The following is a 12,209-nucleotide window of genomic DNA, read 5'->3' as shown; positions in this document are numbered from 1 at the left end:
CCGCCGTATCAATGAAAGTCACCCCCGCATCCACGGCGTGGTGGAGGGTTTCCAGGGCAGCTTTGCGGTCCAGGCCGCCATACACCTCGGTCAGCGCCATTCCGCCGAAGCCCTGGGCACTCACGGTGAAGCCATTGGCCAGTTCGATTCGGTTGAGGGTCATGGTCTTGATGGTATTCCTGTGGGCTCCCGCCGGACGAGTACCTGATTCAAGTGGTGAAAAGCGGGCAACGCAGGGGAACGCCATGCGCGATAATGGAGCCCATGGGGAGAACCGACATCACCGCTGTCCTGACAATCGCCGGCCTGGCGCTGACGCTTACGGCCTGCACTTCAGACGGGCCTACTGCCGAAGACGCGGCCGCCAGCCTTGCTGAGGGACTCACCAACGGCGACCTGAGCGGCGTTGCTTTCACGTCCGTGTCCCCGGAGGAAGCCACTGCGCAGCTCGAGGAGCTCGCTGCTCCCCTTGACCCGGTTTCACCCACCGTCACGGTTGCCTCAGTGGAATCCACAGGTGAGGACACAGCGACGGCACAGCTCAACCACGCGTGGGACGTCGATGCCGGCGACACCGACTGGACATACACCACCACAGCGGAGCTGACCAAGGTCGACGATGCATGGCAAGTTGGTTGGACGCCCGGTGTGGCGGTCAACGGGCTGACCGAGGATGCCACGCTCGCCGTATCCCGCACTGCCTCCGAGCGGGCAGAAATCCTGGGGGCAGGCGGGGAAGTGCTGGTGACGGAGCGTCCCGTCATCCGCGTGGGCATCGACAAGACCCGCGTTGAAGCGGCTGAGCTCGAGGCTTCTGCCACAGCCCTGGCGGACCTTGTGGGCATCGATCCCGCAGCTTACGTCGAGCAGGTGGCAGGCGCCGGCGGGGAGGCGTTCGTCGAGGCGATCGTTCTTCGGGACAACGAGGACCGCCCTGTCTCCGACGACCAGATCAATGCCATTCCTGGGGCAACCGGAATCCCGGACACTATGTCCCTGGCTCCCACACGCACCTTCGCGCGCGAGCTGCTGGGCTCAGTGGGCCAGGTGACCGCGGAGCTGGTGGAGCAGTCGGACGGACGGTTGGAGGCTGGTGACACAGCCGGGCTGTCCGGAATACAACTGCAGTATGACGAGCAATTGGCAGGAACACCGGGCATGGTCATCGAGGCCGTGACGGGAGAGGGCGAAACACGCACGCGCGAGGTTCTCTTCGAGAAAGATCCTGTTCCCGGAGAACCCCTGGAACTCACTCTCGATCCGGCATTGCAGACCCTTGCGGAAGAGGTTCTGGCGGAAGAAGAATCCGCTTCCTCCATCGTTGCCATCCGGCCTTCAAGCGGCGCAATCCTGGCGGCCGCAAACGGCCCGGGAAGTGAGGGCCTGCAGACGGCGCTGCTCGGGCAGTATCCGCCCGGATCGACCTTCAAGGTAGCGACCTCCCTCGCCCTGCTCAAGAACGGCTTCACCCCCGATTCGACCACGAGCTGTCCCGAAGAGCTGGTAGTGGACGGCCGCGCATTCAACAACGTCCCCGGATACCCGGTGCAGTTCACCGGCGAGATTCCGCTCCTGCAGGCGCTGGCTCAATCCTGTAATACCGGCTTCATCTCGCAGCGCGACGTCGTTTCGCAGGAGGCGCTCGCATCGGCTGCGGCGGATCTCGGTATTGGGGTCGACGTCCCCATCGGCACGCCGGCGTTCTTCGGGTCGGTCCCTGCAGAAGCCGACGGAACTACTCACGCAGCGTCGATGATCGGGCAGGGTGAGGTCCTGGTGTCCCCCTTGTCGCTGGCCATCATGGCTGCATCCGTGGGAGCCGGGGAACGGGTTGCTCCTACGCTCCTGGGCGGCGGCGGAGAGAATGCGGCGCCGTCGTCGTCGGCTTCTGCCGAGCCCACCGCGGAAGGAACTGAAGGTGCAGGGAACGAAACCCAGGAAGCGCCGGCGCCGAGCAACCTGACCGCGGAGGAGGCGGCCGCGCTGCGGGAGATGATGGCCGCCGTCGTCACCGTAGGAGGCGCGCAGCTGCTCGCCGACATCCCCGGGGAGCCGGTCCTCGCTAAGACCGGCACGGCGGAGTTCGGGACGGAAGACCCGCCGCGGACCCATGCCTGGGTGGTGGCTCTTCAGGGTGACCTGGCTGTTGCCGTGTTCGTCGAGGAAGGCGAGCGCGGATCCATTTCCGGCGGGCCGCTCATGGAGGAGTTCCTGCGCGGGGCAGCCGGTGAGTAACCGGCCGGGAACCGGTCAGTAGCGCAACTGCTGGGGGTAGCGGGTGCCCGACGTCGGAACGATCTCCTTGCCCAGCGGCATCAGGGAAACCGGGATGAGCTTGATGTTCGCAATTCCCAGCGGTATGCCGATGATGCTGAGGAACATCGGGATGGACGTGAGCACATGGCCGATTGCGATCCAGATTCCAGCGACCACCAGCCAGATGACGTTGCCTACCGTGGAGAAGAAGTAGGTGCGTCCTCCCCGGTCCACCACTGACCGGCCGAAGGGCCAGAGCGCATAGGCACCGATGCGGAACGACGCTATCCCAAAGGGGATCGTCACAATCAGCAGGCAGCACACTATGCCGGCGAGGAAATACCCGATCGCCAGCCACACCCCGCCGAATATAAGCCAAATGATGTTCAAGAGTGCAGTCATGGGTCTATTCTTCCCAACATCGGCGTCGATCGGCATGAGGGATTACCCTGACTGCATCCCGTACCGGCGCGAAGACCGGCAGGAAAGGGGACGCCATGGCCCCGCAGAACGAACACTCGATCATGCGACGCAAGTCCATCGCCCAGATGGACGACGAGGCCGAGAAGAGCGGACTGTTCAAGAGCCTCGGGCTGTGGCAGCTGACGGCCATCGGTGTCGGCGGCATCATCGGCATCGGCATCTTCACGCTTGCGGGCCTGGTTGCCAGCGGGCAGGAGGGTGGTGAGGGTGCCGGTCCCGCCGTCCTGATTTCCTTCCTCGTGGCAGGTCTTGCCAGCGCCGCCGCTGCCCTGTCGTACGCCGAATTCGCGGGGATGATTCCACGGGCGGGCTCGGCGTATACCTACGGGTACGTTGCGCTCGGTGAGATCATCGGATGGTTCATCGGGTGGGATCTGCTCCTCGAGTACATTGCGATCGTCGCGGTGGTAGCCATCGGCATCTCCGGTTACTTCACCGAATTCATGGCCGGCATTGGAATCGAAATTCCGGTGGCTATCCAGGGGACGGCAGACGTCGTCGAGGGCGGCCTGGTGAACCTGCCGGCCATCATCGTCTGCCTGTTCATCACCTTCATCCTGAGCCGTGGAACGAAGACCTTCGGCAGATTCGAGCTTGTCGCGGTGGCGATCAAGATCCTGCTGATCCTGTTCATCATCGGCCTCGGGTTCTTCTACGTCAGCGCTGACAACTACTCGCCGTTCATGCCCAACGGGTTCGGTGCGGTGTTCACCGGCGCGGCAGTAGTTTTCTTCGCGGTGTTCGGGTACGACGCCATGAGTACCGCCGCTGAGGAAGCCGAGGACGGCAAGAAACACATGCCGAAAGCGATCCTGCTGTCCCTGGCCATCGCCATGACCCTGTACGTCCTGGCTACGCTCGTGCTGACCGGGATGCAGAACTGGGAAGAGCTGGACACCAACGCGGCGTTCGCCGTCGCCTTCCAGTCGGTGGGCCTGCCGGTCATCGCCACCATCATCTCGGCCTTCGCGGTTCTCTCGATCCTGACAGTGATGCTCACCTTCCTGCTCGGCGTCACCCGTGTCTGGTTCTCCATGAGCCGGGACGGACTCCTCCCCCGCTGGTTCTCAGGCACCGATCGCCATGGCACACCGCAGCGGGTGACCTGGATCGCCGGTATTGCCTCGGCCTTCCTTGCCGGCGTCTTTCCCATCCGCCTCATCGCGGATCTGACGAACATTGGGATCCTCGCCGCGTTCGTGGTGGTGTGCGTCGCGGTGATCGTCCTGCGCTACAAGCGGCCGGAACAGCCCCGGACCTTCCGACTGCCGCTGATGCCGTGGATCCCGGCCTTCGGAGTGCTCTCCTCGCTGTTCCTGATCCTCCAGCTGGAGCCGGAGACCTGGATGCGGTTCGGCGTCTGGCTCCTGATCGGCCTCGTGATCTACTTCGCCTACAGCAGAAAGAACTCGGTGATGGATCCTCGCAGCCCCCGCTACCAGGAAGTGATCCATACCGAGGAGGGCTAGACGAAGCTCCAGAAACAGCACTGCCCACCGACCGTATTCGGTCGGTGGGCAGTGCTGAGTCTGGCTTCAGTTAGCGGCCGCGCCGTTCGTTCGACGCCGGGGCGCTGGCCCTACGGGAACCCGCTCCGCGGTTGCCGGAGGGGCGGCCCGAGGACGACGGCGCCGATGCCCGCTGGCCGGAGCTGCGCTGCCCGGAACCGGCCGGAGCCTTGCCCTGGGAGCCGCGGGTGCCGGCGGCGCTGTGCGCGGCGACGTCCCCGGAGCGTGCCCTGCGAGGGCGGCTGGTGGCTGCTGCTGCACCTTCACCGGAACGACGACGGTCGCTGTCACCACCGAAGCGGGGTGCCTGCGGCTGGTCCTTGCGGCGCTCTGCCCGGTTGCCCTGAGGCTCCGCGGCAACACGCCCGCGACCGCCACGGCCACCGCGGCCTCCGGCAGCGGGGGCAGCGCGACGGGCGCGCTTGCGCTCGGCGTTCGCTCCGGTGGAGGTGCCGCCCCCGGCGTTCTCGCGCTGTGCGAGGAGAGCCGCCCGGGTGCGGGGATCAACCTTCTCCGCTACGTCACCGATGAGCTTGCCGATCAACGGGGACGTCGCGGTGACGTTCTCGAACCCGACGTTCACGCCGGCGGCCTTCATGAGCTTCTGAACTTCGCTCTTCTGCTCGGGCAACGTGATGGTCACGACGGTGCCGTCGGAACCCGCGCGGGCCGTACGGCCGGAGCGGTGCAAATAGGCCTTGTGCTCCGTGGGAGGGTCCACGTGAACCACGAGCTCGACGTCGTCGACGTGGACACCGCGCGCGGCGACGTCGGTGGCGACGAGGACGCGCACGTCACCGGTCGAGAACTCCGCCAGGTTGCGGTCCCGGGCGTTCTGCGAGAGGTTGCCGTGAAGGTCGACGGCGGGAATTCCGGCGTCGGTCAGGGTCTTCGCGAGCTTGCGGGCATGGTGCTTGGTGCGCATGAAGAGGACGCGCTTGCCCTTGCCGGAGGCGAGCTGGACGATGAGCTGCTTCTTCTGGGTCTGATCGCCGATGAGCAGCACGTGGTGCTCCATCGTGGTGACCGATGCCTGAGGGGTGTCCACGGAGTGGGTCAGCGGGTTGGACAGGTACCGCTGCACGATCTTGTCCACGCCGTTGTCCAGGGTGGCGGAGAACAGCATGCGCTGCCCCTCGGTGGGTGTGGTGTCGAGAATGCGCTTCACCACGGGCAGGAAGCCGAGATCCGCCATGTGGTCGGCCTCGTCGAGCACGGTGATCTCGACCGATTCGAGGGTCACCAGCTTCTGTCGCATCAGGTCTTCAAGACGGCCCGGGCAGGCGATGACAATATCGACGCCGGCGCGCAGCGCCTTCTCCTGGCGTGCCTGGGATACACCGCCGTAGATGACGGTGGTGTTGAGGCCGAGTTCAGCGGCCAGCGGCTCTACGGTGGCATTGATCTGCGTTGCGAGTTCACGCGTCGGAGCAAGGACGAGAGCCAGCGGGCGGCCGGGCTTGCGGCGGTAGGCGGCTTCACGCTCGGCGAGGCGGGCCACCATCGGCAGGGTGAACGCAAGCGTCTTGCCGGAGCCGGTACGGCCGCGGCCAAGCACGTCCCGACCCGCGAGGGTGTCAGGGAGGGTCTTGACCTGGATGGGGAACGGTTCGGTGATTCCCTGGTCGGTGAGGGAACGGACCAGCGCTGTGGGCACGCCAAGCGCAGCAAAGGTAGTCATGTAAAGTACACGAACTTTCTTCTCATCTTCCCTGCGCATCGGTTGATGCCCAGAGTCCGCCGAAGGAAAGTCAGACAGTGTCAACCGCTCTCACGATCATGGGAGATAGCGCGGGACAAAAGAATGCGTTCATCGACGCAGGCTGCGGCGGAAGCCTTCCGGAGGAAGAGGCACCATGTGCCGCAAGCAAGTGCCTCAAGTCTAGCAGTGGTCCGGTTGCGCTCCTGACGCCCGTTGGTGAGGATGGGGTGAGTGTGAGCAAGCCCACCATGCGAGCTGCACCAAAACCCCGCACCCCAGGAGAAGCCATGTCCACCGCCGCCGCCATCCGCTCGCACGCCGCAGACATTTCCGAGGAGGTCACGGAGTTACGCCACAAGCTCCACCAGGAGCCGGAGATCGGCCTGCACCTCCCCCGTACCCAGGAAAAGGTGCTGGAGGCCCTCGACGGGCTTCCCTACGAAGTGAGCGTCGGCAAGGACACGACGTCGGTGACCGCAGTACTGCGCGGAACGGCGCCGTCCTCCGCAGCCCGCAAGCCCGTAGTTCTCCTGCGCGGCGACATGGACGCGCTGCCGGTTCAGGAGCAGACCGGCGTCGACTACTCGTCTCGAATTGACGGTGCCATGCATGCCTGCGGCCATGACCTGCACACGGCGATGCTCGCCGGGGCCGCCCGGCTCCTGGCTGACCGGCGGGACCAGCTGGCAGGCGACGTCGTACTGATGTTCCAGCCCGGCGAGGAAGGGTTTGACGGTGCGGGGGTGATGATCCGTGAAGGTGTCCTGGAGGCCGCCGGGCGGCGGCCGGATGCGGCATACGGAATCCACGTTGTGTCCTCGATGCTGCCGAACGGGCTTTTCGCCAGCCGGTCGGGCACACTGATGTCCGCCTCCGACGCCCTGTACATCACAGTTCACGGCGCGGGCGGCCACGGTTCCGCTCCCCACCGCGCGAAGGACCCCGTGACCGTGGCCGCGGAGATCGTGACGAGCCTGCAGACGATGATCACGCGGCAGTTCGATATGTTCGACCCTGTGGTGCTGACAGTAGGGCTCCTGCAGGCGGGCACCAAGCGCAACATCATTCCCGAATCGGCGCGCATCGAAGCTACGATCCGCACATTCTCGGAACAGAACCGGGACCTCATGCGCACAGCGATTCCCCGCCTGGTCAATGGCATCGCGGAAGCGCACGGCCTGTACGCGACGGTCGACTATGAGACGGAGTATCCGCTGACCGTCACCGACGAGGGTGAAACGTCCAACCTTGAGAAGAACGTGCATGAGCTGTTCGGCGATGAGCGGTACACCCGGATGGTGAACCCGCTCAGCGGCTCAGAAGACTTCTCGAGGGTCCTGGCGGCCGTGCCCGGAAGCTTCGTGTTCCTCTCGGCGGTGAAACCCGGTGTTGATCCGGCGGGGACGGCGTTCAACCACTCCCCCTATGCCGCCTTCGACGACAGCATCCTCGCTGACGGCACGGCCCTCTACACGCAGCTGGCGGTTGCCCGGATCGCGGAGCTGGCCGCCGCCTCAGCCTGACCGGTCAGGAACCGGCTTGGCGGGCCTCGCTACGCTTGTAGAGATGAGTACGCAGCCTGAATCCCAGCCCTTCCCTGCCCAGCCCGTATCGTTCGTTCGCCGCGGCTCACGCCTGCAGGGCCGCCGTCGTGATGCGTGGGCGGAATTGTCCGAGGGCCTGGTGGTGGAGGTCCCGCGCAACTCCGCGGCCGACACGTCAGTGGACCCCACCTGGGAATACGACGCCGCCGCCTCCTTTGGGCGGGATGCGCCGCTTGTCGTCGAGGTGGGCTCTGGCCTGGGTGAGGCCGTGGCGCATGCCGCCGCCGAGCGGCCGGAACACAACTTCCTTGCCCTCGAGGTCTACAAGCCGGGGCTGGCTCAGACCCTGCTCCGCATCGATCAGCGCGGGCTCACGAACGTCCGGGTTGCGCAGGTGAACGCCGCAGAAGCACTGGCCACGATGATCCGCCCCGCCTCGGTCGCTGAGCTGTGGGTCTTCTTCCCTGACCCGTGGCACAAGACGCGTCACCACAAACGGCGCCTGGTGAAGGATTCCTTCATTGAGCTCGCCGGCCGGGTCCTGGTGCCCGGCGGCCTCCTGCGCCTCGCTACGGACTGGTCGGACTACGCGGCGCAGATGCGTGAAGCGGCTAATGCCTCGCCGTTCTTTGAGAACCTGCACGACGGCGAGCGCGCCGGTGCGGACAGTCCGCTCACCCAGGTCTGGGCCAGCGGGGTTGAGCACGAGGTCGGCGGGACCCCTCGGCGGGAGGGCCGCGAGCGGGCCGGCACCGCTTCCGTGAACGACGGCGAGGACGCACTCGGAGGCTGGGCGCCGCGCTTCGAGGGTCGCGTTCTCACGAGCTTCGAAAACAAGGCGCACGATGCCGGGCGCATGATCTTCGACCTGACCTACCGGCGCGTTTCCTAGGTCCCGCCCTCAGCCGCGGACGTCGTGCAGGTGATGGACGACGTCGTGCAGTCCATATTGTGCGAGGGTGCCGATGGTGAAGCGCGAGCCGTTGCTTCGCCGCCCCTGCCGGTTCCAGTCGGACACTGAATCGAGCAGCACGGCGTAGTCCTCGCCCGCTGCTACGAGGTCGCGTGACACTCCGGCAGGATCCTCTCCGGGGTAGTTCTTCTCGTCGGCGGTTCGGTCCTGATCCCAGTCCGCGAAGACCGGATCCTCCTGGGTCAGCATCAGTCGCGTCCTCTCAGTGAAGAGCACGTACACGTCGCGAACATGCGCGGCATATTCAAGCGCTGACCAGGTGCTCTCATCCGGACGTTCGCGGACGTCGGCCCGGTTGAGCACACTCCGCCAGCGTGGAAAGTCCTCCCGGTGCTGTTGCGCGATACTCTCCGGCGGGTGAACAGCGGGGTCGAAGCCGCATTCGTCGCAAGCCCGCTCGAGGACCCACGTCCAGTCTTTGGTGTCAGGTTGAATCGCCATGGGTGGAAGCGTATCCGTGCAGGTGCAGGTTTGACACCCGATGACCTACGAGCCCACTGACTATTGCCACAAAGCAGTTTGTGGTGCAAAGTGATTTGCATGAACTCCTCCGAGAAAGAGACCGTGGAAAGCCCCGAGCCCTTCGACGGCGACCGGCCACTGGACCTGAATGCCGCCCTGAGTGTTGTTGCTGCCGCAGAGAAGCGCGCACGCCGCGAGCTGCGTGCCGATGGAACGTGGCTGTACCTTTTATGGGCCCTCGCCTGGCTCCTGGGTTATGGCTTACTTCACGGTTCCCAGAAGGGCTGGCTTCCTCTGCAACCCGAGACCGCGCTCCTGGTTTTCGGTGTGCTGATCGCCCTCGGCGTTATATCCACCGTGGTGGTCTTCGCCCGACAGAGCCGCGGCATCCGCGGGCACTCAACCTTCACAGGCGGGTTCTACGCGGTGTCCTGGGCACTCGGGTTCACTGTCCTGAGCGCGCTGGGCGGTGCGATCGCTGCCGCAGTGGATGACTTCTGGCTCCGCGGCATGCTCATCAACGGCATCGCAATCCTGATCGTCGGCCTGCTTTACATCACCGGCGGAACCACCTTCAACGACGTCGTCCAGGTTGTGATGGGGATCTGGTTCCTCGTGGTGGATCTCGCCGCCATCTTCGCAGGCCCGGACCACTTCCTCACCGTGTTCTTCATCCTTGGTTCCGGCGGCTTCTTTGTCGGCGCGGCCTTCGAGGCACTCCGGCAACGGCGGAGGTTCTCCCATGCCTGAGCTTGACCCCGTGATCCATGCCGAATCAAGGCTGCGCGCCATCGCCACTCTGAATGAAGTCGGCGAGCGCGACCGGATCGCCTTCACCAAACTGCAGAAGATACTCGAGATGACCGCAGGCAACCTCTCGACGCACCTGCGCAAGCTTGAAGACGCCGGTTACGTCACCGTCTCGAAGACCATCGAGGGGCGGACGCCCGCCACCTACGTCGCCATCACACCGGAAGGGAAGGCTGCTTACGCCGCCTACCGGAAAGCCTTACACGAGATGCTTACCATCGAGCTGACGGAGAAACCATGACTTCCCCTGCCATCACTGTGTCCCCACGGGGCACGACGACGGCGCTCGCCTCCGCTGATGCTGTCACGAAGACCTTCGGAACGACCCCCGCCCTCACGGGCGTCTCACTGCAGATCAACGCCGGAGAATCAGTCGGCCTGCTTGGTCCGAACGGTGCCGGCAAATCCACACTGATCGGTCTGCTCTCGGGCCTTCGGCGACCGGATTCGGGATCGGTCCGTCTGTTCGGCGGGGACCCTGCCCACCCGCGCACCAGACTGCGACTCGGGATGACGCCCCAGGCGACGGCAGTTCCCCAGAACCTGACCGTCGGCGAAGCCGTACGGTTCGTCGCCGCACACTATCCCGATGCGGTCTCCAGCAACGAACTCCTGGCCGACTTCGGACTCGCGTCCATAGAACGCAAGCAGTGCGGCGGCCTTTCGGGCGGGCAGCAGCGGCGCCTGCTGGTGGCCCTTGCCCTGGTGGGCCGACCGGAACTGGTGATCCTGGATGAGCCCACCACCGGGCTCGACGTGGACGCCCGCGAAACCCTGTGGGCGCAGTTGCGTCAGTACCGTCGCTCCGGCGGTACCCTGCTCATCACGAGCCACTATCTGGAGGAGATCCAGGCGCTCGCCAACCGCGTGGTGGTCATCGACCGCGGCACGATCATCGCCGACGGGACCGTGGACGAAATCCGAGGCACAGTCTCCGTGAGCAAGGTTTCCTTCCGGACGAAACTGCCGCCGTCGTCGTTCGGCTCTATTGCCCATACCGTGGAGGTGACAACAGCGGACAACGGGCGCATCACTCTCGTCACCCACAATGCGGACGCCACCGTGCGCGAACTCGTGCTGCGGGACCTGCCGTTCGAACAGCTCGAAGTCCACGCAGCCACCCTCGAGGAAGCCTTCCGCGCCATCACCGCCAAGGAGCAGCCATGAGCACCACCGCCGCCAACCCGCCCTCGCAATTCTCGCTGATCCGCACCCATACCAAGGCGCAATTCCTGGAACAGTTCCGCATCCCGGTGGCCGTGATCTCCGCGGTGGTCTTCCCGGCGTTGGTCCTGGTGTTCTTCGTGGTGCCGCAATCGTCAGTGACGGAGAATCCCGGCGCTTCGCTGTCCGCCATCGCGCAGCTGTCGGTTTTCGGCGTCATGAGCGCCTACCTGTTCAACTACGGGGTGGGCGTGGCTGAGGACCGCGCCAACCCATGGAGCACCTACGTCCGATCCCTGCCTGCCGGACCGCTGCCCGGAATACTGGCGAGGGCGGCCGGTGCAATGCTGTTCGGCGTCATGTCCCTGATTCCGGTCCTGGTCATCGGAGCCACCCTGACCAGCGCCCTCGAGTCGTTCACCGGTGGGGACCTTGCCTGGTGGCGCATCCCGTTCGCTGTCGCCGTCTGGCTGTTGTCCGGACTGCCCTTCCTGGCCCTTGGGCTTCTGATCGGGTACCTGTGCACTTCCAAGGTGGCCGTGGCTGTGACCCAGGTTGTCTTCTTCCCCCTGGCTTTCGCCGGCGGAATGATGCTTCCGCCGGCGGCGTTCCCTGAGTGGCTGGACACCTTCTCGCTGTTCCTGCCTTCGCGGGCGGCGCGTGACCTGGCCGTCTTTGCCCTCACGGGCGAGGGACTGGAGGCGACGACGCTCGTATGCCTGCTGACGTGGACCTTCACCCTTGGCGCCGCTGCCCTGTGGGCAGCCCGGCGGGATCAGGGCCGTCGGTTCCGCTGAGCAGCGGCAGGAGGATGCCCGCTGCCAGGCACGTGGAGCGGGGCACCGTTCTCACACGAACGACGATGCCGGCAGGTCCTGTTCCCCGGCGGTGATTGCGTCGACGATGCGGCAGGCGACCGCGTCCGGATCCTTACCCTGGGGCAAACGCGGAGCCTGGCGTAACCCACGAAGTTGGTCAGGAGCAGTTCGTCCAGGGTGTCATCGTCGAGCTCTGAAGCGGGGCCGAACGCCACCACACCCGCCGAGTAGACGAGCCCGTCCAGCATGCTGTCGCCCAGCGCGTCGATGATGCTGCCTGGCCCCGCCGGCGCGGTGAGGTCCGCTGGAACGGCACCTGCTTCCAACTCCGCTGCCAACGAATCGAGCTTGCCTCGATCGCGTCCGCTGAGCGTCAGACGCGCACCCCGCGAGTTCAGCTCGCGGGCTATGCGCGAACCGAGCTGGCCGGTGGCACCGACCACCAGGAAGTGTTTGCCGACAAGAACGCCACCGCTGCTCTGATCCATG

At 65.4% G+C, this 12,209-nt stretch carries 13 protein-coding genes; 8 read left to right on the top strand and 5 right to left on the bottom strand.

Annotated features, from left to right (window positions below; genetic code table 11):
• Nucleotides 1-163, bottom strand: a 163-nt coding sequence (locus tag RIF85_RS11880) for an aldo/keto reductase (RefSeq protein WP_309072114.1), incomplete at its 3' end; no start/stop codon positions are given.
• A gap of 101 nt (nt 164-264) precedes the next feature.
• Here RIF85_RS11880 and RIF85_RS11875 point away from each other — a divergent pair.
• Nucleotides 265-2,235 carry a penicillin-binding transpeptidase domain-containing protein gene (locus tag RIF85_RS11875; RefSeq protein WP_309072113.1) on the top strand — a complete coding sequence of 657 codons (1,971 nt, stop codon included), beginning with the start codon at nt 265-267 and terminating at the stop codon, nt 2,233-2,235.
• 15 nt (nt 2,236-2,250) lie between these two features.
• Here RIF85_RS11875 and RIF85_RS11870 read toward each other — a convergent pair whose 3' ends face one another.
• Nucleotides 2,251-2,658 (bottom strand): YccF domain-containing protein, encoded by a 408-nt coding sequence (locus RIF85_RS11870; protein ID WP_309072112.1) that lies wholly within the window; start codon nt 2,656-2,658, stop codon nt 2,251-2,253.
• Between the two features lie 95 nt (nt 2,659-2,753).
• Between RIF85_RS11870 and RIF85_RS11865 the strand changes: the two genes are divergently transcribed.
• On the top strand, nt 2,754-4,208 hold the full coding sequence (locus RIF85_RS11865; RefSeq protein ID WP_309072111.1) for an amino acid permease: 1,455 nt from the start codon (nt 2,754-2,756) through the stop codon (nt 4,206-4,208).
• Between the two features lie 70 nt (nt 4,209-4,278).
• Here RIF85_RS11865 and RIF85_RS11860 read toward each other — a convergent pair whose 3' ends face one another.
• On the bottom strand, nt 4,279-5,928 hold the full coding sequence (locus RIF85_RS11860; RefSeq protein WP_309072110.1) for a DEAD/DEAH box helicase: 1,650 nt from the start codon (nt 5,926-5,928) through the stop codon (nt 4,279-4,281).
• Between the two features lie 308 nt (nt 5,929-6,236).
• Between RIF85_RS11860 and RIF85_RS11855 the strand changes: the two genes are divergently transcribed.
• Both RIF85_RS11855 and trmB read left to right on the top strand, forming a co-directional pair.
• Nucleotides 6,237-7,472 (top strand): M20 family metallopeptidase, encoded by a 1,236-nt coding sequence (locus RIF85_RS11855; protein WP_309072109.1) that lies wholly within the window; start codon nt 6,237-6,239, stop codon nt 7,470-7,472.
• Between the two features lie 43 nt (nt 7,473-7,515).
• A complete protein-coding gene (gene trmB, locus RIF85_RS11850; protein WP_309072108.1) occupies nt 7,516-8,385 on the top strand; it encodes a tRNA (guanosine(46)-N7)-methyltransferase TrmB in 870 nt (289 codons plus the stop codon).
• A 9-nt stretch (nt 8,386-8,394) separates the two neighbouring features.
• Here trmB and RIF85_RS11845 read toward each other — a convergent pair whose 3' ends face one another.
• Nucleotides 8,395-8,907: a DinB family protein gene (locus RIF85_RS11845; protein WP_309072107.1), complete on the bottom strand. Its 513-nt coding sequence runs from the start codon at nt 8,905-8,907 to the stop codon at nt 8,395-8,397.
• A gap of 99 nt (nt 8,908-9,006) precedes the next feature.
• Here RIF85_RS11845 and RIF85_RS11840 point away from each other — a divergent pair, with 99 nt between their 5' ends.
• Genes RIF85_RS11840 through RIF85_RS11825 form a run of 4 tightly spaced genes read left to right on the top strand, consistent with a single transcriptional unit; the run spans nt 9,007 to nt 11,699 of the window.
• The gene (locus tag RIF85_RS11840; protein ID WP_309072106.1) at nt 9,007-9,678 is read left to right on the top strand and encodes a hypothetical protein; all 672 of its coding nucleotides are present in this window, start codon (nt 9,007-9,009) and stop codon (nt 9,676-9,678) included.
• On the top strand, nt 9,671-9,979 hold the full coding sequence (locus tag RIF85_RS11835) for a transcriptional regulator (protein ID WP_309072105.1): 309 nt from the start codon (nt 9,671-9,673) through the stop codon (nt 9,977-9,979). The genes RIF85_RS11840 and RIF85_RS11835 overlap by 8 nt, the downstream gene beginning before the upstream one ends.
• Entirely contained in the window at nt 9,976-10,905 is a 930-nt protein-coding gene (locus RIF85_RS11830) for an ABC transporter ATP-binding protein (RefSeq protein ID WP_309072104.1), read from the top strand. Before RIF85_RS11835 ends, RIF85_RS11830 begins: the two co-directional genes overlap by 4 nt.
• Nucleotides 10,902-11,699, top strand: a complete 798-nt coding sequence (locus RIF85_RS11825; RefSeq protein WP_309072103.1) for an ABC transporter permease — start codon at nt 10,902-10,904, stop codon at nt 11,697-11,699. The genes RIF85_RS11830 and RIF85_RS11825 overlap by 4 nt, the downstream gene beginning before the upstream one ends.
• Here RIF85_RS11825 and RIF85_RS11820 read toward each other — a convergent pair.
• Nucleotides 11,678-12,209: SDR family NAD(P)-dependent oxidoreductase (locus RIF85_RS11820; protein ID WP_309072102.1), on the bottom strand; the 532-nt coding region annotated here is incomplete at its 5' end. The genes RIF85_RS11825 and RIF85_RS11820 overlap by 22 nt on opposite strands.

The organism is Arthrobacter sp., from assembly GCF_031179385.1.
Classification (GTDB): Bacteria; Actinomycetota; Actinomycetes; order Actinomycetales; family Micrococcaceae; genus Arthrobacter_D.
The sequence above is the reverse complement of the archived record's forward strand: the minus strand, read 5'-3'. Positions and strand labels throughout refer to the sequence as shown.

What these genes read in the sequence shown, in the direction of transcription:
- RIF85_RS11835 (WP_309072105.1), top strand. Translation starts at nt 9,671, where the DNA reads ATGCCTGAGCTTGACCCCGTGATCCATGCCGAATCAAGGCTGCGCGCC.
- RIF85_RS11830 (WP_309072104.1), top strand. Translation starts at nt 9,976, where the DNA reads ATGACTTCCCCTGCCATCACTGTGTCCCCACGGGGCACGACGACGGCG.
- RIF85_RS11855 (WP_309072109.1), top strand. Translation starts at nt 6,237, where the DNA reads ATGTCCACCGCCGCCGCCATCCGCTCGCACGCCGCAGACATTTCCGAG.
- RIF85_RS11870 (WP_309072112.1), bottom strand. Translation starts at nt 2,658, where the DNA reads ATGACTGCACTCTTGAACATCATTTGGCTTATATTCGGCGGGGTGTGG.
- RIF85_RS11825 (WP_309072103.1), top strand. Translation starts at nt 10,902, where the DNA reads ATGAGCACCACCGCCGCCAACCCGCCCTCGCAATTCTCGCTGATCCGC.
- RIF85_RS11875 (WP_309072113.1), top strand. Translation starts at nt 265, where the DNA reads ATGGGGAGAACCGACATCACCGCTGTCCTGACAATCGCCGGCCTGGCG.
- RIF85_RS11865 (WP_309072111.1), top strand. Translation starts at nt 2,754, where the DNA reads ATGGCCCCGCAGAACGAACACTCGATCATGCGACGCAAGTCCATCGCC.
- RIF85_RS11845 (WP_309072107.1), bottom strand. Translation starts at nt 8,907, where the DNA reads ATGGCGATTCAACCTGACACCAAAGACTGGACGTGGGTCCTCGAGCGG.
- trmB (WP_309072108.1), top strand. Translation starts at nt 7,516, where the DNA reads ATGAGTACGCAGCCTGAATCCCAGCCCTTCCCTGCCCAGCCCGTATCG.
- RIF85_RS11840 (WP_309072106.1), top strand. Translation starts at nt 9,007, where the DNA reads ATGAACTCCTCCGAGAAAGAGACCGTGGAAAGCCCCGAGCCCTTCGAC.
- RIF85_RS11860 (WP_309072110.1), bottom strand. Translation starts at nt 5,928, where the DNA reads ATGACTACCTTTGCTGCGCTTGGCGTGCCCACAGCGCTGGTCCGTTCC.